This window comes from Sinorhizobium medicae, from assembly GCF_007827695.1.
GTDB classification, from domain to species: domain Bacteria; phylum Pseudomonadota; class Alphaproteobacteria; order Rhizobiales; family Rhizobiaceae; genus Sinorhizobium; species Sinorhizobium medicae.
The window spans coordinates 351,808-372,459 of sequence record NZ_VITA01000004.1 but is presented as its reverse complement, the minus strand read 5'-3'; the positions used below and the strand labels follow the sequence as shown (position 1 = coordinate 372,459).

Annotated in this window: 19 protein-coding genes and 1 pseudogene; 6 read left to right on the top strand and 14 right to left on the bottom strand. The window is 62.2% G+C overall.

The genetic code is table 11. The features are described 5' to 3' along the window. Nucleotides 1-17 precede the first annotated feature (17 nt). Nucleotides 18-1,292 carry a polyhydroxyalkanoate depolymerase gene (gene phaZ / locus FB009_RS09410; protein WP_012067438.1) on the bottom strand — a complete coding sequence of 425 codons (1,275 nt, stop codon included), beginning with the start codon at nucleotides 1,290-1,292 and terminating at the stop codon, nucleotides 18-20. A 231-nt stretch (nucleotides 1,293-1,523) separates the two neighbouring features. Between phaZ and FB009_RS09405 the strand changes: the two genes are divergently transcribed. Together FB009_RS09405 and FB009_RS09400 are read left to right on the top strand one after the other, a co-directional pair. Continuing rightward, nucleotides 1,524-1,832, top strand: a complete 309-nt coding sequence (locus FB009_RS09405) for a type II toxin-antitoxin system RelB/DinJ family antitoxin (protein ID WP_012067437.1) — start codon at nucleotides 1,524-1,526, stop codon at nucleotides 1,830-1,832. Beyond that, nucleotides 1,792-2,113: pseudogene (locus tag FB009_RS09400) on the top strand (type II toxin-antitoxin system RelE/ParE family toxin). The gene FB009_RS09405 and the pseudogene FB009_RS09400 overlap by 41 nt, the downstream one beginning before the upstream one ends. Before the next feature lie 87 nt (nucleotides 2,114-2,200). Here the strand turns inward: FB009_RS09400 and FB009_RS09395 are convergent. The 6 genes from FB009_RS09395 to FB009_RS09370 all read right to left on the bottom strand — a co-directional run bounded on the left by FB009_RS09395 (nucleotide 2,201) and on the right by FB009_RS09370 (nucleotide 9,631). Beyond that, nucleotides 2,201-3,217, bottom strand: a complete 1,017-nt coding sequence (locus FB009_RS09395; RefSeq protein WP_012067435.1) for a zinc-binding alcohol dehydrogenase family protein — start codon at nucleotides 3,215-3,217, stop codon at nucleotides 2,201-2,203. 46 nt (nucleotides 3,218-3,263) lie between these two features. Next, nucleotides 3,264-4,238: an ABC transporter permease gene (locus tag FB009_RS09390; protein WP_012067434.1), complete on the bottom strand. Its 975-nt coding sequence runs from the start codon at nucleotides 4,236-4,238 to the stop codon at nucleotides 3,264-3,266. A gap of 36 nt (nucleotides 4,239-4,274) precedes the next feature. Beyond that, nucleotides 4,275-5,828: a sugar ABC transporter ATP-binding protein gene (locus FB009_RS09385; RefSeq protein WP_012067433.1), complete on the bottom strand. Its 1,554-nt coding sequence runs from the start codon at nucleotides 5,826-5,828 to the stop codon at nucleotides 4,275-4,277. Nucleotides 5,829-5,942: 114 nt separating this feature from the next. Further along, nucleotides 5,943-6,932 carry an ABC transporter substrate-binding protein gene (locus FB009_RS09380; protein WP_145161568.1) on the bottom strand — a complete coding sequence of 330 codons (990 nt, stop codon included), beginning with the start codon at nucleotides 6,930-6,932 and terminating at the stop codon, nucleotides 5,943-5,945. Nucleotides 6,933-7,041: 109 nt separating this feature from the next. Next, on the bottom strand, nucleotides 7,042-8,061 hold the full coding sequence (locus tag FB009_RS09375; RefSeq protein ID WP_012067431.1) for an aldo/keto reductase: 1,020 nt from the start codon (nucleotides 8,059-8,061) through the stop codon (nucleotides 7,042-7,044). Between the two features lie 64 nt (nucleotides 8,062-8,125). Beyond that, nucleotides 8,126-9,631, bottom strand: a complete 1,506-nt coding sequence (locus FB009_RS09370; protein ID WP_012067430.1) for a UxaA family hydrolase — start codon at nucleotides 9,629-9,631, stop codon at nucleotides 8,126-8,128. A gap of 165 nt (nucleotides 9,632-9,796) precedes the next feature. Between FB009_RS09370 and FB009_RS09365 the strand changes: the two genes are divergently transcribed. Then, complete coding sequence (locus FB009_RS09365; RefSeq protein ID WP_012067429.1) at nucleotides 9,797-10,675, top strand: GntR family transcriptional regulator; 879 nt, start codon at nucleotides 9,797-9,799, stop codon at nucleotides 10,673-10,675. Here FB009_RS09365 and hpaI read toward each other — a convergent pair whose 3' ends face one another. Both hpaI and gabD read right to left on the bottom strand, forming a co-directional pair. After that, nucleotides 10,676-11,476 (bottom strand): 4-hydroxy-2-oxoheptanedioate aldolase, encoded by an 801-nt coding sequence (gene hpaI / locus FB009_RS09360; protein WP_012067428.1) that lies wholly within the window; start codon nucleotides 11,474-11,476, stop codon nucleotides 10,676-10,678. Between the two features lie 136 nt (nucleotides 11,477-11,612). Next, on the bottom strand, nucleotides 11,613-13,067 hold the full coding sequence (gene gabD, locus FB009_RS09355) for an NADP-dependent succinate-semialdehyde dehydrogenase (protein ID WP_012067427.1): 1,455 nt from the start codon (nucleotides 13,065-13,067) through the stop codon (nucleotides 11,613-11,615). Nucleotides 13,068-13,262: 195 nt separating this feature from the next. Between gabD and FB009_RS09350 the strand changes: the two genes are divergently transcribed. Further along, nucleotides 13,263-13,859, top strand: coding sequence for a nitroreductase family protein (locus FB009_RS09350; RefSeq protein ID WP_012067426.1), 597 nt, complete (start codon nucleotides 13,263-13,265; stop codon nucleotides 13,857-13,859). 77 nt (nucleotides 13,860-13,936) lie between these two features. Here the strand turns inward: FB009_RS09350 and gyrB are convergent, their stop codons facing one another. The 5 genes from gyrB to FB009_RS09325 all read right to left on the bottom strand — a co-directional run bounded on the left by gyrB (nucleotide 13,937) and on the right by FB009_RS09325 (nucleotide 19,276). Next, nucleotides 13,937-16,372, bottom strand: coding sequence for a DNA topoisomerase (ATP-hydrolyzing) subunit B (gene gyrB, locus FB009_RS09345; RefSeq protein ID WP_012067425.1), 2,436 nt, complete (start codon nucleotides 16,370-16,372; stop codon nucleotides 13,937-13,939). 134 nt (nucleotides 16,373-16,506) lie between these two features. After that, entirely contained in the window at nucleotides 16,507-16,884 is a 378-nt protein-coding gene (locus tag FB009_RS09340) for a helix-turn-helix domain-containing protein (protein ID WP_012067424.1), read from the bottom strand. Then, entirely contained in the window at nucleotides 16,868-17,443 is a 576-nt protein-coding gene (locus tag FB009_RS09335; protein ID WP_018209202.1) for a Smr/MutS family protein, read from the bottom strand. Before FB009_RS09335 ends, FB009_RS09340 begins: the two co-directional genes overlap by 17 nt. Beyond that, nucleotides 17,436-18,554: a murein transglycosylase A gene (gene mltA, locus FB009_RS09330; RefSeq protein ID WP_012067422.1), complete on the bottom strand. Its 1,119-nt coding sequence runs from the start codon at nucleotides 18,552-18,554 to the stop codon at nucleotides 17,436-17,438. Before mltA ends, FB009_RS09335 begins: the two co-directional genes overlap by 8 nt. 17 nt (nucleotides 18,555-18,571) lie before the next feature. Next, the gene (locus FB009_RS09325; RefSeq protein WP_012067421.1) at nucleotides 18,572-19,276 is read right to left on the bottom strand and encodes a Tim44/TimA family putative adaptor protein; all 705 of its coding nucleotides are present in this window, start codon (nucleotides 19,274-19,276) and stop codon (nucleotides 18,572-18,574) included. A gap of 134 nt (nucleotides 19,277-19,410) precedes the next feature. On the opposite strand from FB009_RS09325, the gene FB009_RS09320 reads away from it, so the two are divergent. Further along, nucleotides 19,411-19,959, top strand: a complete 549-nt coding sequence (locus FB009_RS09320; protein WP_012067420.1) for an FxsA family protein — start codon at nucleotides 19,411-19,413, stop codon at nucleotides 19,957-19,959. Nucleotides 19,960-20,051: 92 nt separating this feature from the next. Further along, nucleotides 20,052-20,558 (top strand): protein-export chaperone SecB, encoded by a 507-nt coding sequence (gene secB, locus FB009_RS09315; protein WP_012067419.1) that lies wholly within the window; start codon nucleotides 20,052-20,054, stop codon nucleotides 20,556-20,558. The last annotated feature ends 94 nt before the right edge of the window (nucleotides 20,559-20,652 follow it).

Genomic DNA, 20,652 nt, shown 5'->3' with positions numbered 1-20,652 from the left:
AGGTCTTCGCCGGCGCCTCAGGCCGACTTGCCGCCCTTGATGAGCTGTTTGACCGGCTTCGCATGGCGCGAATGCTGCCGCTGGAACGCCACGATGCGCGGTGCGATCTCGCGACGGAAGCGCGATCCATTGAACACGCCATAATGTCCGACGTCGGGCTGCATGTAGTGCTGCCGCATATGATCCGGAATGCTGTTACAGATCGTCTGCGCTGCCTCGGTCTGGCCGAGGCCGGAGATGTCGTCGTTCTCACCCTCGACGGTCAACAGCGCCACCCGGCGGATCGACGCAGGATCGACGCGCTTGCCCCGGTGCATCATCTCGCCCTTAGGCAGCGCGTGCTGCATGAAGACGACTTGCACCGTCTGCAGGTAGAACTCCGCGGTGAGGTCCATCACCGCGAGATACTCGTCGTAGAATTCGCGGTGCTTGTCGGCGGCATCCCCGTCGTTCTTCACCAGATGAGCGAAGAACTCCTTGTGGGCCATCAAGTGCCGGTCGAGGTTCATCGACATGAAACCGGAGAGCTGGAGGAAACCCGGATAGACCAGCCGCATGAAACCGGGCTGAGGCCATGGCACCGGCATGAGGACATTGTCGCGGAACCAGTCGAGCGGCCGCTCCTTCGCCAGCTGGTTGACCGCCGTCGGGTTGATGCGCGTGTCGATCGGACCGCCCATCAGTGTCATCGTCGAGGGCGTTAGCGGATCATCCTCCGCCTCCATCAGCGCGACGGCCGCCAGGACCGGAACGGCCGGCTGGCACACGCCGATCACATGCGCATCCGGTCCCAGAAAGTGCAGCATCTGAATGACGTAGTCGATATAGTCGTCGAGATCGAAGGTTCCCTCGCTCAACGGGACCATTCGGGCATCGATCCAATCGGTGATATAGACGTCGGAATGGGGCAGCATTGCCGCCACGGTTCCGCGCAGGAGCGTGGCATAATGGCCGGACATCGGCGCGACGATAAGCACTTTGGGATCGGGAGCGCGGTCCTTGGGGAGCCTGCGTTCGAAGTGTATGAGGTTGCAGAACGGCTGACGCCAGACGATTCTTTCGCGCACCGCCACGGGCTGGCCGTCGATCTCGGTTTCCGGTAATCCGAATTCCGGCTTTCCGTAGCGGCGGGTGGCGCGCTCGAACACCTCCAGCCCTGCGGCGGCGGCTCGGCCAAAATACGTATGCGAGACCGGATTCATCGGATTGCTGAAGGCCAGCCGCATGGCGTCAGCCGCAGTGCGCCACGGAGCCATCATTGCATGGTTCAACTCGTAAAACTGGTAGAACATGGGCGCGTACCCCTTGTTTCAGATCAAAGACAACGCCGCTCCCAGTCCGACGCTTGCGGTTGTCCATCGTGATTTCCGCAATCGCTGCCAGACTAGCACCATTCTTGTGCAGCGCAACAAGTAACCGTGTTTTACGTCCTTCATCGGGCATGCGTGCCGCATCTGCGGCCTGTAGAAGACTGGCATTGAGCATTCATTGCATTACATTTAGATCGATGAAAGGAGGCGATAATGGCCGCGAATGCTCTGGTTCAGACCCGTATCAATGCCGGAGTCCGGGATCGTGCATCCGCCGTGCTCGAAAGCATGGGGCTGACGGTCTCCGACGTCGTGCGGATCCTGCTCACCCGAACCGCCAATGAAGGCGTGCTGCCGCTCGAGCTGGTGACGGGCAGCGAGGCCCATGACGCCTGGTTCAGGGCTAAAGTGCTGCAGGCGCTGAACGATACCCGACCCGATGTTCCAGATCACGAGGCAGAGGCGCATTTCGCGGAGCCGCGTGCGGCGGCACGCCACAAGGCGGGCAACCAGAACTCGTGATCTCGTATGGTCCGCCTTCGCGCTCCTCGACCGCGACGGCATTTTCACGCACATCGGCCGATAATCCCTCCGCCGCAGTCGCTGAACGGATCGCGGCCGCTGTACGCCGTCTGCGGGAATTTCCGGAAAGTGACCGTCCCGGCAGGGTTGCCGGGACTCGCGAGCTTGTGATTACCGGCACGCCTTATATCGCTGGCTATGCCGTGGCCAAAACGACAGTCCACATCCTTCGTGTCCTGCACGCTGCGCAACAGTGGCCGGACAAGCTCCCGGAAAGTTAAGTCTATACCTTTACCCTTCGATCTATGGCCGGACAAAATCGACGCCCTGCATGCGGCGGCAAGCAGGTGCCGATGGCGACGGCCTGGCTAGCAGGCGCTTACCGCGACTACTGCCTTGACGAGCCCCGTCTTATCATGGGCCCAGCGCGGAAGGTCATGGGCGAGGTCCTCAAGCGTTGTGCGGTGTGTGACGAGCGCCTCGATCGGAACGAGCCCCGCCGAAAGCGACTGAATGACGTGATCGAAATCCTCGCGCGTGGCGTTGCGGCTTGCGACAAGCGTCATTTCCCGCTTGTGGAATTCGGGATCCGAGAAGCGGATCTCTTCCTTGACCACGCTGACGAAGACCAGCGTTCCGCCATGGGCGACGTGGGCAAATGCCCGTTCCATGGACCGGGCGCTGCCGGTGGCGTCGAAGACGACGTCGAAACCATCCCCGCCGGTTGCCTGCGCAAGCGCCGCATCGTCACCCGCGAGGATGCCAGGGGAGAAGCCGAGCTTTTCGGCGGCGAAGGCCAGTCGCTCCACGCTCGTGTCGAGCAGCCTGACGTCATGACCGGCGATCCGGGAAAAGACGGCCGTACCAAGTCCGATCGGCCCGGCACCGATCACCAGCGAACGGACGTCTTTGCCTACCGCCGAACGCCGGACGGCGTGCGCGCCGATGGCCAGGAACTCGACGGCGGCGGCGGCTTCGGGCGACAGGCCATCAGCCGGATAAAGGTTCTGTTCGGGCATGACTATTTCTTCACAGAACGCGCCGTCGGTGTGGACGCCGAGAACGCGGATCGCCGTGCAGCAGTTCGGCTTGCCTTTGCGGCAGGCGCTGCAAGTTCCGCAGGAGAGATAGGGGTTGACGACGACGAGCGTTCCCGGCGTGAGCCGGGTGCCGGGACCGCCCTCGATCACTCTCGCCGAGATTTCGTGGCCCATCACGCGCGGATATTCGAGAAAGGGGTGCTTGCCCTCGAAGATATGATAATCGGTGCCGCAGATGCCGACGCGGCTGACGGCAAGGCGCACCGAGCCGGGCGGCGGTGCCTCAGGCGCATCGCGGGCGACAAGGGCGATGTGGCCCGGCTCTGAACATAGGACGGCTTTCACGTGGTGCTCCGAAGTTTGCTTGCGGCCGGGTGCGGGCGGGCGGCCATCATCGCGCGCCCCGCCGCCGCAACTGGTCGAAATAGACGATGACGATGATCAGCAGGCCCGTGATGATGCGCTGCCAGAAGGAGTTGACGTTCAGGAGGTTGGCGCCGTTGTTGATCGTGGCGAGAATGAAGGCGCCGAGAAGGGGGCCGTGAACCGAGCCGACGGCACCAAAAAGGCTCGTGCCGCCGATGACCGAGGACGCGATCGCCTGCAGCTCCCATCCTTCGGCTTGCGTGGCGTTGCCGATGCCGATGCGCGAGGCGAGCAGCAACCCGACAAAGGCGGCGCAGGTCGATGACAGGATGTAGGCGAGATAGATCGTACGGTCGACGTTGACGCCGGAGAGGCGCGCCGCCTCGCGATTGGAGCCGACCGCGAAAAGATAGCGCCCGAAGCGGCTCAGATGCAGAAAGACGAAAGCCGGAATGGCAACGACGATCACCATCCAGAAAAGACTGGGAACTCCGAGGAAATCGGCGCGCGAGAACGTGGTGAAGGCATCGTGGGTGATCGAGATCGTCGAGCCATTGGTGATCAGGAGACCTATGCCGCGAAGCGATGTCAGCGTCGCCAGCGTGATGATGAAGGGCGGCAGCCCCATGCGAACGATGCCGAAGGCATGAAAGGCGCCGATCAGCACCCCGATCGCCAGCGTCGCGATGATCGCGAGCCAGAGCGGAACGCCTGCCGCGAGCAGCCAGGCGACGATAACGCTGGTAAAACCGACCACAGCGCCGACCGACAGGTCGATTCCCGCGGTAATGATGACGAAGGTCTGGCCGACGGCGAGAATAGCGGTCATCGCGCCCTGGCGCAGAAGGTTGCTGATGTTGTTCGGCGTCCAGAAAGCCTGGGTCGATACACCCAAAGCCAGCCAGAGAGCAAGCAGCAATCCCAGAAGCGTCAGGCCGAACAGGATGCTGACGCCTTTCTTCGGCCTCGGTCCCGCGCTTTCGACGGTTTCCACACTCATAGTTTTCCTCCCCTGCTGTGGTTTTCCTCGGGCCGATCAGGCATTGATCGCCTGCGCGAGTACTTCCTCATGGCTAGCGCCACGGTAATCGTGGCTCGCCACAAGCCGCCCCTGCCTGAACACGTGCAGACGGTCGGCAAGCTCATAGACCTCCGGCAGATAGGAGGAGATCAGGATGATCCCCGCACCATTCTCCAGAAGCCGCGCAAAGAGCCGGTAGATTTCCGCCTTGGTGCCGACGTCGACACCGACGGTCGGCTCATCGAAGATGAAGAGCTTTGCGCCATGGCTCAGCCATCTGCCGATCACGATCTTCTGCTGGTTGCCTCCGGACATGGCGGAGGCGAGCACGCGCCGCGACGGCGTCTTGATATTTAGGTCTCTGATCTGACGGTCGGCATTGGAGGCCTCCTCGGCGCGGTTAATCGTCAAGCCGCGTGTCAGCCTCTTGAAAACGGGCAAGTTGATGTTGAGGCCGATCGGCAGGTTGAGGCACAAGCCCTGGTCGCGCCGGCTCTCCGGCGCCAGCGCGATCCCGAGTTCCATCGCATCCCGCTCGTTGGCTATGGCGGTCTTGCGGCCCTGCCAGAATATCTCTCCGCCACTCACCGGATTGCGCCCGTAAAGGCCGAGTGCGAATTCGCTCCGGCCGGCGCCGATCAGACCGTAGAGACCGACGATTTCACCGGCCCTGACCGAAAGCGATATCTCGCGAAAACCGGGGCCGGACAGGCCGCGCGTCTCGACGATCGTTTCGCCCCGTTCGAAATGCTCCTTGTGATAGATCTGCTCGATCGAACGGTTGATCATCAGGGCGATCAGTTCGGTTTCGTTCGTCTCGGAAATTGCGCGCGTGCCGACATGCGTGCCGTCGCGCAGCACCGAAACCCGGTCGGCGAGCTCGAACACTTCTTCCAACCGGTGGCTGATATAAACGATCGTCACGCCTTCGCTCTGCAGCCGGCGAATGAGGCGGAACAGCTGGGCGGACTCCTGTCGTGTGAGATAGGCGGTTGGCTCGTCGAAGATGAGAAACTGCGTGCCGCGCATCGCCGCCCGCGCGGTTGCGACCAGCTGCTGCTGGCCGATCGTCAGGCTGCCTAGTTCGGCATTTGCCGGAAGATTGAAACCGAGGTCGTCGAGCACGCCCTGGGCCGCATCGGTCATCGCACGCTTGCGCATCACCCCGCGCCGGCTCATCTCGTCGCCCAGGAACATGTTCGCCGCAACGCTCAAATGGGGGCATAGAACCACCTCCTGATGAACCGCGTTGATGCCGCGCGCGATCGCCTCGTTGGGCGTGGCGAGCTCGACCGTTTCACCGCACCAGCGGACCTCTCCGGCACTGCGGGCAATGACCCCGGTCAGGAGCTTGATGAGCGTCGATTTGCCGGCTCCATTCTCGCCGACGATCGCGTGTACCTCGCCCGAGAGGAAGGTCATGTTCGCGGGTTTCAGCGCCTCTACCGCACCGTAGTTTTTCTGCAGGCCGCGCAGCTCCAGAATGGGCTCACCCTTCGGAACGGGATGGCTGCCTGCCGCCCTCACCTGATCGTCATGGCGATGGCTGACCTCTTGAAGCCCTATCATCGCAGTCTCCTCCACTCCGGATCACAGCGGCCGGCCCTCCCGGCCGTTGCGGAGTTTCTTGAATTGCGGAAGAAAGCGCGACTCTGCCGTACAGCGCCGCGCATTTCCTTTTCGTCAGTTGACCTTCGGGTTCAAGAGCGCGTCGATCTTCGGCTCGCTCATATTGGCCTTGGTGACCAGGTTCGCGCCGGTGTCGACATTGGCTTCGACCTTCTCGCCCTTGGAGACTGCCAAGGCCGTCTTCACGCCGTCATAGCCCATGCGATAGGGATCCTGGACGACGAGGCCGGCCAGCACGCCCTCCTTGAGGAAACCCACCGTCTTTTCGTCGCTGTCGAAACCTATCACCTTGATCTCGTCGCCGAGCTTGTTCTCGGCGATCGCCTGGCCGACGCCCTGCGCCATGATCAGATTGGATGCGAAAACGCCGACGAGGTTGGGGTTGGCTGTGATCAGGTCGGTCATGATATTGAGACCGGTCGTTGCCTGACCGTCGGCATATTTGTCGGCGACGACTTTCAGACCGGGATATTTCGTCTTGATCTGATCGAGAAAACCTTCGCGGCGCTGATCGAGCGAGCCGACGCCCGGCAGGCTGGTGATGATCGCGATTTCACCCTCTTCCTTTCCGGTCGCCTCCTTGATTGCAGCCGCGAGGCCGTCGGCGGCGATGCGCCCGCCTTGGACATTGTCGGTCGTCAGGAACGAGGTGAACGCCTTGGAATCGGCGCCTGAATCGATGCCGATCACCGGAACCGATTTGGCGGCCTCGTCGACAGGCTTGCCGAGTGCCTTGAACTCCGTCGGAGCGATCACAACTGCTGCCGGGGCACTCGCGACGGCGTTTTCGAGGATGGTGATCTGGCCGTTGATGTCCGCTTCCGACTGGGCTCCGAGTTCCGGCACATTGACGCCGAGGTCCTTGCCGGCGGCGCGCGCGCCCGCAAGGACGATCTGCCAATAGAAGGACGTGGTGTCCTTGACGATGATCGGAATCGTGACGTCCTGCGCGAAAGAGGTCGCAGGCATCATTGCTGCAACGAATGCGGCGCCGGCCAGGGCATTGAAGGCCCGGCGGGAAAGAATGCGCTTGGCTATGCTCATCAGGGTTCTCCTCTTAAATCACACCTCGTTCCGTTTATCGAGACGGACCGCCAGGTGCATGCGGTCCGGTGCTTATGAAATGAACGTCTCTCCACGAAGGCGTCGGGGATCAGGCCCTTACCGCCTCCGGCCCGAGTTCGGGCGCAACAAGCGTGTGAGGCTCGAAGGCGGCGTAATCGTCGGGCGCGATTTCGAAGCGCAGCAGCTCCATGTTTCGTTTGAGGCTGGCCGGTTTTGCGGTTCCGAGCAGGACGGAGGCGACTTCCGGCCGGGCCAGCGGAAACTGCATGGCCTGCGCGGCGAGCGGCGTGCCGCGCTTCTCGGCGATGCGCTCCATCGCCGCGACCTTGGCGCGCACCTCCTCCGTCGCCGGCATGTAATCGAAATGTGCTCCCTCGACCGGACCGGTTGCGAGAATGCCGGAGTTGAAGACACCGCCCACGACCAGCGAGGTTCCCTTCTTCGCGCAGAGCGGCAGCAGATCGGCGACCGCGGAGCGGTCGAGGAGCGTGTAGCGACCGGCAAGCAGGATGCAGTCGATTTCAGCTTGACGCATGACATCGAGGCAGACCGGCACCTCGTTTACGCCGAGACCGTAGGCCGAGATGACTCCGCTGGATTTCAGCTCTTCGAGCGCCTTCAGACCGGAATCCAGCAGCTGCTCCAGATAAACGTTGTTTTTCGCCGCTCCGTGCGTGTAGCCGCCGATGTCATGGACATAGAGGATGTCGATGCGGTTGAGGCCGAGGCGGGCATAGCTCACTTCGACCGAGCGCATGATTGCGTCGTAGCCGTAGTCATAGGTGATGTCGAAATTCAACGGCTTGACGTAGGTGTAATCCGGAACCTTGTCCTCCGGCACCGGATGAAGCAGGCGGCCGACCTTCGTCGACAGCACGAAGCTGTTACGCGGCTTGTCGCGCAGGAAATCGCCGACGCGCCGCTCGGCAAGGCCGAGCCCGTAGAACGGCGCGGTGTCGAAATAGCGGATCCCTGCTTCCCAGGCGGCGTCGAGCGTCGCCATTGCCGCTTCACGGGTGCATTCGCGGTAGAGACCTCCCAGTCCGGCGGTGCCGAAACTGTATTCGGTCACCGCAAGCGCGGTCCGTCCGATCCTTCTCGTCTGCATCCCTTGCCTCCTCCTCCAAGGATTGCGCCCTTAATACGCCTGGTGCTGCCCCGCATCTCCCCGCCTAAAGCGTTGCCCCCAGGTGCCATGGCACGAACTCGTTGTCGCCGTAGCCGAAAAGCTCGCTCTTGGTCTTGCGGCCCGAGGCGGTCTCTATGATCAGATCGAAGATCCCCCGGCCCATGCCTGCAATCGTGGCTTCTCCCGATGCGATGATGCCGCAGTCAATGTCCATGTCCTCTTCCATCGCCTGATAAAGCGCCGTGTTGCTGGTGAGCTTGATCGATGGCGCCGGCCGACACCCGAAACAGCTGCCGCGTCCGGTCGTGAACGCGATGACGTTGGCGCCGCCGGCGACCTGGCCGGTTGCCGAGACCGGATCGTAGCCGGGCGTGTCCATGAAAACCAGGCCGGGCTCCGTCACGCGTTCCGCGTAATTATAAACGGCCGTCAAAGGCGATCGGCCGCCCTTGGCGACGGCACCCAGCGATTTTTCGAGGATCGTCGTCAAACCGCCCCTCTTGTTACCCGGCGAAGGATTATTGTCGAGCGATGCGCCATGCATCGCCACATAATCTTCCCACCAAGCGATCAGCCCGTCCAGCTTGACCGCGACCGCCTCGTTGACCGCGCGGCTGCGCAGCAGATGCTCGGCCCCGTAGATCTCGGAGGTTTCGGAGAGGATGGCGGTGCCGCCGGCGCCGGCAAGTATATCGACCGCCGCACCGAGCGCCGGGTTGGCGGTGATGCCCGACAGACCGTCCGAACCACCGCATTGCAGGCCGACGATGATTTCGCTGACCGGGATCGGCACACGCCGGGCTGTCGCTACCTCCTTCGCGATCTCCTCGAGAATGCCGAGGGCGCGTTCCACCGAGCGGCGCGAACCGCCAGCCTCCTGAATGTTGAAATGCCGTTTCTCGGCCCCCGCTCCGCTCTGGCCGTAGAGCGTCAGCTGATTGACCTCGCAACCGAGCCCCACCATCAGCACGCCGCCGAAATTCGCGTGGCGCGCATAGCCGGCGAGCGTCCTGTGCAGGTTCTTCATTCCGTCGCCGGTGGACGACATGCCGCATCCCTGGTCATGGACGATCGGAACGAAGCCGTCGATGCCTTCATACTTGGGCAGGACGCGCCGGTTCGCCTCATCGGCGATTGCGCGACAGACCGTGGTGGAACAGTTCACGCTGGCGACGATGCCGATATAGTTGCGCGTAGCCGCACGCCCGTCCGCCCGGCGGTAGCCGAGGAATGTGCGCGTCCTGTCGGCCTCGCTCGCAGCCTCCGGCGGAACGGGAGCGCCAATGGCCAGCCGACCCTGATCGAAGGCGAGGTTATGCGAATGGACGTGTTCGCCAGGGGCAATGGGCGAGGTGGCACGGCCGATTGCCTGACCATATTTTACCACGGCCTCGCCTGCCTCGATCGCGCGGACCGCGGCCTTGTGGCCCGGCTCTATCCGCGCGACTGCGGATACTTCGCCGACCAGCCTGTCACCCGGCGCGATCGCCGCGGTGGCGACGACGACGTTGTCGTCAGTTGAAAGAAGAATCGATGACGGTGCGGGCAAATCAAACTCCTCCCGAACGTTTCCCCAATCTGGGCGGGCATCACTTCTGTCTTTTATCTACAATAGACAGAAGTTCGTCAATGGCTATTATGGCTCTGGCGGGTCGTTGCCGAACGAAAGCTTCGACTGCCTTCACGACCAACCCGAAACGGGACAGACCCAGCCATGGCGAAGCAGAACACCGTATTCAAGGATGCTTTCAACCGCTGCCTCGAGCTGTTCGCAGAGACCGCCACTCTTCCTTCCGAACCGGAGCTGGGCCAGGCGCTCGGCGTCAGCCGTACGACCGTTCGCGCCATACTGACGCGCTGCGAGGAACTGAGCCTGATTGCCTGGGACAAGCGCAGCAAGACAGTGCTCCGAAACCCTGAGCCCTCGGACTATTTTCCGAGCGAGGAGACCGATTCACTCGCCGAGAGGATCGAGCGCAGCTTTATGCGCCGGATTCTTGCGGGCGGCGCCGAGCCCGGCATGCAGATCAACGAACTGGAGCTTGCGCGCGAGATCGGCACGGGGACCACCAGCGTTCGCGAATTCCTGATCCGCTTCAGCCGGTTCGGCCTGATCGAGAAGCGGCCGAACAGTCATTGGGTCCTGAAAGGGTTCACGCGCGAGTTCGCGCTCGAACTGACGGAAGTGAGGGAGATGTTCGAGCTGCGTTCGGCCGCCCGATTCGTCTCCCTTCCCGAAGAGGATCCGGCCTGGGAGGAACTGAGGACGATCGAGGCGGTGCACCGCGAGATCCTCGCCGCCATCGACGAGCGTTACGGGGAATTTTCCGAACTCGACGAACGCCTCCACCTGCTGGTGCACAAGTCGTCGAGCAACCGCTTCATCATCGACTTCTACGATGTCATCGCCATCGTCTTCCACTATCATTACCAGTGGAACAAGGCGAATGCGCGCGAGCGCAACGCCCGTGCGCTCGAAGAGCATCTCGACTATATCGCTGCGCTGCAGTCGCGGGATCCCATGTCGGCCGAGCAGGCCTGCCGGCGGCATCTGAAGTCGGCGCGGGAGACACTGCTGCAATCGATCCCGTGATCAGTAGCCGGCTTCGCGCCGGGCCGGTCCAGCTTCTCCAAGGAACTCCAGGCGCAGCCGCTCCGAGGCGCTGACGAGCAGCGTCACGTCGGTGCCGATGGCCATGAAATCGGCACCGAGGTCGCGATAATCGCGCGCCTGGGCCGGATCGAGGGTCATGATGCCGCGCGCCTTGCCCGCCTGCCGAATGCGCTCAAAAGCGTCGATGATCGCGGTTCGCACCTCCGGATGGCCGGGGTTGCCGAGATAACCCATATCAGCGGCAAGATCTGCCGGGCCGACGAACAGGCCGTCGACGCCGTCAAGCGCGGCAATGGCGTCGATCGCCTCGAGCCCTGCCCGGCTCTCTATCTGCAGAAGCAGGCAGATCTCGTCATTGGCGTTCTCAAGATAGTCGCCGATCCGGCTGAAATTCGTGGCCCGCCCCAGTGCGGCACCGACGCCTCGAATGCCGTGAGGCGGATAGCGGACAGCGCGCACGAGCTGGCGCGCCTGCTCGACATCGTCGACCATCGGGATCAGCACGGTCTGAACGCCGGCATCGAGGATCTGCTTGATCATGACCGCGTCGCCGACCGGCAGGCGCACGATCGGATGGCTGCCCCCGCCCGCAATGGCGCGATACTGCGCCGCCAGCATCGGAAGGTCGTTCGGCGCATGCTCGCCATCGATCAGCAGCCAGTCATATCCACTGCCGGCCACCACTTCGGCAGCATAGGGACTGGCGAGCGCCACCCAGAGACCGAGTTGGAAGCGGTTTTCGCGGAGCGCCGCTTTGAAGGTATTTTTCGGGGCGGGCATCGATTGCTCTCCTCTTCGCGTCCGAGTCCGTCTGCCGTAATCCGCCGGCAAAAACGTGAGTTCGTAACCTCTTACCGACAAAAGAAAAAGCCGGCCAGAACTTTCCGGCCGGCTTGGCTTTGATGGGCAGGCAACCTCAGGCGATACCGCCGAGGCAGACATATTTGATCTCGGTGAACTCCTCGAGGCCGTAACGCGAGCCCTCGCGGCCAAGCCCCGAGAGTTTGACGCCGCCAAAGGGTGCTTCCGCAGTCGAGATAAGACCGGTATTGACGCCGACCATGCCGTATTCCAGCGCTTCCGCGACCCGGAAGACGCGGGCGAGATCCTTGGCGTAGAAATAGGAGGCAAGACCGAATTCCGTGTCGTTGGCCTGTTGGATGACGTCCGACTCGTCCCTGAAACGAAAGAGCGGCGCCACCGGACCGAAGGTTTCCTCGCGTGCGACCGCCATCTCCTGGGTGACGTCCGCAAGGACCGTCGCCTCGTAGAAGGTACCGCCGAGCGCATGGCGCCGGCCGCCCTCGATCACGCGCGCGCCTTTCGCCAGCGCGTCGGCCACATGCTCCTCGACCTTGGCAAGTGCCGGCTGGTCTATCAGCGGACCGAGGATGACGCCGTCTTCCATACCGTTGCCGGTCGTGAGTTTGCCGACGGCCGCGGCAAGCTTCCTGGAAAAGGCGTCGTAGACGCCCTCCTGCACATAGATGCGATTTGCGCAGACGCAGGTCTGCCCGTTGTTGCGGAACTTGGCGATGAGAGCGCCTTCTACCGCCGCATCGAGATCGGCGTCATCGAAGACGATGAAGGGGGCGTTGCCGCCGAGTTCCAGTCCAAGCTTCTTGATCGTGGCGGCGCTCTGGCGATACAGCTCCGCGCCGACTTCGGTAGAGCCGGTAAAGGTCAGTTTGCGGACGGTCGGGTTCGACGTCATCTCGGCGCCGATCTCCCGCGCCGAGCCGGTGATGACACTGAAGAGCCCTTTCGGCATGCCCGCGCGCTCGGCGAGCACGGCAATGGCAATGGCCGAGAACGGCGTCTGTGCAGCCGGTTTCAGGACCATGGCGCAGCCGGCGGCAAAGGCGGGGCCGGCCTTGCGGGTGATCATTGCGTTCGGGAAGTTCCAGGGCGTGATCGCCGCAACGACGCCGATCGGCTGCTTCATCACCAGAATGCGCTTGTCTTTCTGATGGCCTGGAACGAGATCGCCATAGATGCGACGCGCTTCTTCCGCAAACCACTCGATGAAGCTGGCGCCGTAAACGATCTCTCCGGTCGCCTCCGCAAGCGGCTTGCCCTGCTCGCTCGTCAATATTCGGCCGAGATCGTCCTTGTTCTCGATCATCAGCTCGAACCAACGGCGCAGCACCGCCGAACGCTCCTTGGCGGTCCTCGCGGCCCATTCCTTCTGTACCCGTGCCGCAGTCTCGATCGCGGCCTTCGTCTCGGCGGCGCCGAGCTTCGGAACATGGCCGATGATTTCACCGGTCGCAGGGTTGTTCACCTCGATCGCGTTTTTCGGATCGGCTTCGATCCAGGTTTCGCCCACAAGAGCGGCCTGGCGAAACAGCGACGGGTCTTTCAAATTCATGGCGCGTCCTTCCTCAAAAAAATCTACAGAAGTTATACAACTTTTTTTGCCGGTTCGACAATTATGTATATGCCGTTTACCGGTCCTTTCCGCTTATGCTGAACTCATGCGCACGGATGGCAATGCCATATGCCGATACAGAGCCCCGACAATGGAGCTCGGCGCGGTGCTTTAGAGAAATAAGGATGTTCGTTCGTGACAGAAATCAACCATAGAAAAGCCGATCACCCCATACACTCGATCTTTCTGGAGCGCTGGTCACCGCGAGCCTTCACCGGCGAGGAGATAGGCGAAAAGGATCTGCTCGCGCTTTTCGAAGCGGCGCGTTGGGCCCCTTCGGCCAGCAATCTCCAGCCTTGGCGCTTCGTCTATGCCCGTCGAGGCACCGGGCACTTCGCTCGCCTGCTGTCGACCCTCGACGAAGGCAACCAACGCTGGGCAAAGAACGCCTCCGCATTGGTCATCATCCTTTCGAAAACCCACAGAACCACGTCGACCGGCGAAGTGCGGCCGGCCTATACGCACGCCTTCGATACCGGAGCGGCCTGGTTCGCACTCGCGCTGCAGACGCAGCTTTCCGGCTGGCATGCCCATGCTATGGCGGGCGTCGACAGGGAAAAGGCGATACAGGTGCTGGGCGTGCCGGAGCATTACCGGGTAGAGGCAGCCGTTGCGATCGGCCGCATCGCCGATCCCTCGACCCTGCCGGACGACCTGCGCGAACGCGAGAAACCAAGCCAGCGCCGGCCTTTCAGCGAATTCGTCTTCGAAGGGCACTTCAAGGGCGAATGAGCCGTAGCGACGAAAAAGCAGGACGGAGATCCGCCCTGCTCTTTCGAAGCTATGCAGCCGCTTGCTGGAATCAGATGTCAGATATCGAGGTTGGCGACGCTCAGCGCGTTTTCCTGGATGAAGTCGCGCCGCGGTTCCACTTCGTCGCCCATCAGGCGCGAGAACAGACCGTCCGCATCCGTAGCGTCGTTTACCTTGACCTGCAGCAGCGAGCGAACGTTCGGATCGAGCGTCGTTTCCCACAACTGCTCGGCGTTCATTTCGCCGAGGCCCTTGTAGCGCTGCATGGTAAGACCCTTGCGGCCGGCGGCGAAGATCGCGTCCAGAAGAGCGCGCGGGCCGCTGATCTCCTGCGTTCCGTCGCGGCGGCGCAGCATCGGCGGTGCGCCGTAGACTTCCTTCAACCGGCTCTTGAGCTGGTCGATATGCCGGGCATCGGACGAGCCGATCAGCGCCATGTCGAGCACAGCCGCTTCCTTGACGCCGCGCACCATGCGCTCCAGCTTCAGGCCGCCCTCGGCGGTCACCTCTGCCGCCCAGCCGCGCTCGGTCTCCTCGGCGATGACGTCAAGCCGGCGGGCGACTTCAGCGGCGATCTGCTGATATTCGTTGCGTTGGCCGTTCAGTTCCACATTGAGCGCTCCGGCAATCGCAGCCTGCTCCACGACGGAGCGGTTGTAGCGGGAGTGGAGCCCATCCATCAGCGACCGCAGCCGGAGCGCGTCGTTGATGACTTCGCGAAGATCCTGACCGGCACGCACCTCGCCCGAAGCGAGTTCGAGGGAAGCCTCCTCCAGGCCCATATTGATCAGGTAGTCTTCGAGCGCCTTCTCATCCTTGAGATACTGGACGGACTTGCCGCGTGCCACCTTATAGAGCGGCGGCTGGGCGATGTAGAGGTGGCCGCGCTCGATCAGCACCGGCATCTGCCGGAAGAAGAAGGTGAGCAGCAGCGTGCGGATGTGAGCGCCGTCGACGTCGGCATCCGTCATGATGATGATCTTGTGATAGCGCAGCTTGTCGGCATTGAACTCGTCCGGGCCGATCGACGTGCCGAGCGCGGTGATCAGCGTGCCGATTTCCTGGCTCGACAGCATCTTGTCGAAACGCGCGCGCTCGACGTTGAGGATCTTGCCTCGCAGCGGCAGGATCGCCTGGCTTTCGCGCGAGCGGCCCTGTTTGGCGGAGCCGCCCGCCGAGTCGCCCTCCACCAGGAAGAGTTCCGACTTGGCCGGGTCGCGTTCCGAGCAATCGGCGAGCTTGCCGGGAAGCGAGGAGATGTCGAGCGCACCCTTCCGGCGCGTCAGTTCGCGCGCCTTGCGCGCCGCTTCGCGCGCGGCCGCGGCCTCGACGACCTTTCCCACGAGAATCTTGGCGTCGGAAGGATGTTCTTCAAGCCAGACGCCCAGGGCCTCGTTGACCAGGCTCTCGACGACCGGGCGGACTTCGGAGGACACCAATTTGTCCTTGGTCTGCGAAGAGAACTTGGGATCGGGGACCTTAACCGACAGCACAGCCGTCAGGCCCTCTCGGCAATCGTCGCCCGTGAGCGACACCTTCTCCTTCTTGGTGACGCCGGAACTGTCGGCATAGGAGGTGATCTGACGCGTGAGCGCGGCACGGAAGCCGGCCATATGCGTGCCGCCGTCACGCTGCGGAATGTTGTTGGTGAAGCACAGCATGTTCTCGTGATAGCTGTCGTTCCACCACATGGCCACCTCTACGGTGATGCCGTCCTTCTCGCCTCTAATCGAGACCGGCTTCTGCACGAGCGGTTTCTTCGCCCGGTCGAGATAGGCGACGAAGGCCTCGAGGCCACCGTCATACATCAGTTCCTCACGCCTGATGTCAGAATGACGCTTGTCGGTCAGCACGATGCGGACGCCGGAATTCAGGAAGGCGAGTTCGCGCAGGCGATGCTCGAGCCTGGCGAACTCGAATTCGATGTTCGAAAAGGTCTGTTCGCTCGGCGTGAAGGTCACCTCCGTCCCGGTGTCGCTGCCGGCGTCGCCCGTCACTTTGAGCGGCCCGTCGGCAACGCCGTGGGTGAAGCTCATTTCGTGGATCTTGCCCGAACGGCGAATCTTGAGCTTCAGCGACACGGAAAGGGCGTTGACGACCGAAACGCCGACGCCGTGCAGACCGCCGGAGACCTTGTAGGAATTCTGGTCGAATTTCCCGCCGGCATGAAGCTGCGTCATGATGACTTCCGCCGCCGAGACGCCCTCTTCCCTGTGAATGTCGGTCGGTATACCGCGGCCGTTGTCGGTCACGGTTACGGAGCCGTCGGGGTTGAGCGTCACCGTAACCAGATCCGCGTGCCCTGCCAAAGCCTCGTCGATCGCGTTGTCCACGACTTCGTAGACCATGTGGTGCAAACCTGAGCCGTCGTCGGTGTCGCCGATATACATGCCCGGGCGCTTGCGTACGGCATCGAGGCCTTTCAGCACCTTGATGGAATCGGCACCATATTCGGCGATTGCGCCGGCTTCGGTCTCAGAAATTTCGGTCATTCGAGCTCAGGTCTTTCCAGGTTTCGGACGTCGTGATCCATTGCGAATCACAGCGCGAGATGCCTCGCGGACTATAGGAAATTTGTCCGTCGGTTCCAAATCCCGAACGCAAAAATTGCCGCCGGGATGGGCTTTCATCCCCTGTCCTTATCAGGAAATGTGGCTTTTTCCAAAACATCTTCCAGTGCCCGGATCGTCTCCGCCGAGAGGCTGCGAATCTGCCCGCTCAAACGATTGGCGAAGGCGGTATGACCGGGCGGCAGACCGGAGGTGTCGAGCACCACTTTCGGGTCTGAAATATGCGCGATCCGGAAAAGTTCGTCGGCCTCGTCCCAGATCACGTTGAAATAGCCGGCAACGCGCTGGAGGAAATCGAAGCTCGGCGCGCCCCGCTTGCCATGTTCGAGAGCCGAGAGGTAGGCCGGCGAAACCCCGATGGCCGCCGCCATCTCCTTCTGCGTCACGCCCTTGCGCCGCCGGAGCTCCCGTACGGCCTCACCGAATGGGGTCATGACGCGCTTCCTTCGCCCGCGCCAGCCGCACATACAACGCCCCCTCGCCGCCATGATTGCGCGCTGCCGGTTCGTAGGACGAAATCAACGGCCGGAACTCCGGCAGCGAAAACCAGAACGGCACCGCGCGCTTCAAGGCGCCGTCGCTGCCAAGGGATGTGCCCTTGCCGGTTATGACAAGGACATGACGCATACCGCGCTCCCGCGCTCTGAGGAGGAACTGCAGCAGCAGGCCGTGCGCCTCGCTCTGGATCATGCCGTGAAGGTCGATACGGGCCTCCAGCGTCAACCTGCCCTTAGCGAGCTTGCGTTTGACCGGCCGCTCCAGCGGATGATGCGGGCGCTGTTCCATTTTCTCCCGGCTGATCGAAAAGCCTCTGTCGATCTTCTCGGGGGCGCTCGAGGAGTCCGCCTCCGGACCAGGCACGGCCTTGATTTCCGCCGCCCCGCCGAGCAGTTCCTCGAGATCATCCAGCCGCCCGGGCATCGGGCGCGCCGAGCGCGCCACCTTCCCCCAGAGAATCCGGTCCTCGGCGGAGAGTTTCTTTTCCCTAGCCATGACTGGACTGCCGGCGATATCGGGCCGCGGCCGCAAGGGGCACGAGAATGAAGAAGTCTGCTTCGTTGCGCACGGAACCGGCGAGATCCCCCGCCGCGTCGCCGGAACCGGTGAAAATATCGCCACGGGCCGGGCCGACAATGGCAGAGCCGGTGTCCAGCGCGAGCATCAGGCGGCCGAAGGAATTTCCTCCGTCGAGATGGGTCAGCGTCTCGCTCGCGATGTAAAAAGGAACGCCGAAAGTGTGGATGAGTCGGTCCACCGCAAGCGACCGGCCCGGCTCGAGCGGCACCTTGGCAGCAGCGACGGGGCCGAGATCATCTTTCTCGACCGGCGCCTCGCGGAAAAAGATGAAGGACCGGTTATGCCGAAGAACCTCATCCGTCCTGTCCGGATGGGCCGCGAGCCATTCACGAATACTGGCCATCGACACGGTGGCGGCGTCGATCTCTCCACGCTCGATCAACAGTTTGCCGATCGCGGTGAAGCGATGCCCGGTTTTTGCGGCATAGGTGATGCGCCGACGCGACCCGTCCGGATAGTTCAGCCGGGCTGCCCCCTGCACATGGACGAAAAAGACGTCGACCTTGGAGCGGGCATAGGCGATCTCCAGCCCGCGCCCGGCGAGAAAGCCCTCTTCGATGGCGCAGCGATCCGGATATTCTTCGATCCTGCCGTCACGAAGGCATCCGAAAGCGAAATAGGGGTCCATCCCCTCCGGCCGGTTTGCGTCGTTTATATCGACGAGGTCGGAGGGGCGCCGGTATAATGGAAAGCGGAAATTCGCATCCGGCTCTTCCCGGACTTCGATCTCGGGCTCGTAGAAGGCGGTGACGAAGCCCGCCCGTTTCCCTTTCGGGCGGATACGAAACGGAACGAACCAGGCCTCGAAAAAAGCACGTGCGGCCGCCGCATTGGCGAAATCCCCACCCGCCGCCTCGAAGGCCGGCAACATGTCCTCCACCGAAAGCCCGAGCGAACCGGTCTTATACGGCTTCACCGTCGTTACATGCCGGTGACAGCGGCGAAGTGAAGCGATCACCGGCGCCGGGTCGTCCGCAAACCAGCCTGGCAGCTCCGAAAAGGAGACCGGCTCGAGATCAAAAGCCATGGCCGCCCGCTTCCCGGTCAGTTTTCAGATTCGGTAGCGATCAGCTTCCAGTTCGGGTCGCGTGAACGGATGTCACGCGAGAAGGTCCACAGATCGTTCACTTCGGCAACCGATTCGGCGTCCCCATCGACCAGCTTTCCCTGCTTGTCGTAGGTTGCGGAAATAAGCTGGCTGATGATCCTGACCGTGATATTTTCCTCGCTGTCCTTGATCTCCGCATGCACGATGTCGGCCTTGTCTATGCCGACGAAAGTCGACTTGACGACTTCGCCCTTGTTCTCGCGCTCCGCGATCGCGGCCTCGAAGCCCTCATAGACTTCGCGCGACAGCAATCCCTTAAGCGTTTTGCGATCGCCATCGGCAAAGGCCATGACGATCATCTCGTAGGCCATCTTCGCACCGTTGAGGAATTCGACCGGATTGAAATTGGGATCCGCATCCGTAACGGCCCTCAGCTGGGCGTTGAGCGGGGTCCCGGCTTTGGCGACCGTTTCGATCTCGGCATACCGGGACTCGTCTTCGGCCGCGCCGTCGCGTCGAGGAAGCTGAACGACCTTGCCGTTATCCTTGGCCTCCGGACCCTGAGCGATATCCCGTGAGGAATATGGATCGAAAGGAGGCCGCTCGCTGCCGGTCCTGCGACCAAGTACGCTACGCAATTGCAGGAAAATGACCACGGCAGCGATCAGGAAAAAAAATGTGATGAAATCAAAAGAGCCCATTTCCACCCGGAACCGCTGTTAGAATTTCTCGTACTGTTCCATATAGTCTGGAAGGATAGACCATTCAAACGACGATGTCGCACCCATAAACCGGAGACCGGATAATTGCACTCACCTTCTTGCGAGCACGGACGATGCGTTTCCTGATCCCGCTCCTCATTCTCGGGCTGCCGCTCGCCGAAATCGCCGGCTTCGTTGCCGTCGGACGCGAAATCGGCGTGGCGATGACACTTCTCCTTGTTTTCTTAAGCGCCATCGCCGGCATCATGCTCCTGCGCATCCAAGGATTCAGCGTACTCCGGCGCGTGCAGGAAGCGGCCCGAACGGGCATTGATCCCGGGCTCGACGTCCTCGGAGGCGTGCTGGTGTTCATCGCCGCAATTCTTTTGATCGTGCCGGGCTTCATCAGCGACATTCTCGGCGTCTTCATCTTCCTGCCCCCGGTCCGTCGCGCCGTCGCTGCCTTTCTGCGCAGCCGGATAACGATATTGAGCAGCGCCCCCGGATACGGATCCTCCAATCCTCAATCCTCTGGTCCCCACTCCACTGACCCCGGATCTTCGGGACCTCGGCGGGAGGACCGCCGCGGGCCGCTGATCATTGATCTCGAGGAGGACGAATTCTCGCGCAAGAAGAAGGACGAGGACGGGCCAGAGCCACCGACGAACCGTCTGTCTCGCTAAATCGCCTTGCCTCGGAGCCGGGCCACGAGGGTTGTAAGCCAAAGTCCGAGATGCTAGATGGCCTCACCATTTCGAAGTCCGAGGAAACTCTTATGACGACTGATTCCGCATCCAACGGCAACGGCAGTGCCCAACAGCCAAGCCCGTCGCTCAACATCCTGGCCCAGTATGTCAAGGACCTCTCCTTCGAGAACCCCGGCGCACCCCGCTCGCTCCAGGCCCGCGACCGCTCTCCGGCGATCAACATCAATGTCAACGTCAACGCCAATCCGCTTGCGGAGAATGATTTCGATGTCGTCCTGTCGCTGAGCGCCCAGGCGAAGGACGGCGACAAGATGCTGTTCAACGTCGAGCTCGCCTATGGCGGCGTCTTCCGTGTCGCCGGCTTCCCGCAGGAACACATGCTGCCGCTGCTCTTCATCGAGTGCCCGCGCCTGCTGTTTCCCTTCGCGCGCCAGATCGTAGCCGATGCCACCCGCAATGGCGGCTTCCCGCCCCTGATGATCGACCCCATCGATTTCGCGCAGATGTTTGCCCAGCGCATGGCAGAGGAAAAGGTGCGCGCGCAGGTCGCTAACACCAACGATACGGCTAACTGACCGCTTTGAAATATCCGCAAAACCCGGCTCAGCGAGCCGGGTTTTTTGTATCGTGCCCGCACAACCAGTTCGCAAATAGGAACGGTGCTCCACC